General features: G+C 43.4%; 1 protein-coding gene. It reads right to left on the bottom strand.

Annotation, left to right across the window (positions count from 1 at the left end):
* The coding region (locus CWI66_RS17890; RefSeq protein ID WP_198517627.1) for a carbohydrate porin at window positions 1-242 on the bottom strand (242 nt) is incomplete at both ends.

Genomic DNA, 242 nt, shown 5'->3' with positions numbered 1-242 from the left:
TTACAACGCTGTTAAAACTGACATATAAACCGCGTTTCGGATCTTGGCCGGCATGGCTAAGTTGTTGCTGTGCATTAATCCAGAAGCTTTGTTTTCCGTCATGCACTTTACCCGCAGTTTTAATATCATTTGCTTCTGCGGTTGAGTACAGCGCACCTACTTTATATTCACCCGGTAAACCATTAAAAGCAGCAAGTTTTGGTTTCCATGCAAGTTCAACTGGTATGGTAGCACCCTTGACG

This window comes from Halomonas sp. 141 (genome assembly GCF_002810305.1).
Lineage (GTDB): Bacteria > Pseudomonadota > Gammaproteobacteria > Pseudomonadales > Halomonadaceae > Vreelandella > Vreelandella stevensii.
This window is presented reverse-complemented; position numbering and strand designations above follow the sequence as displayed.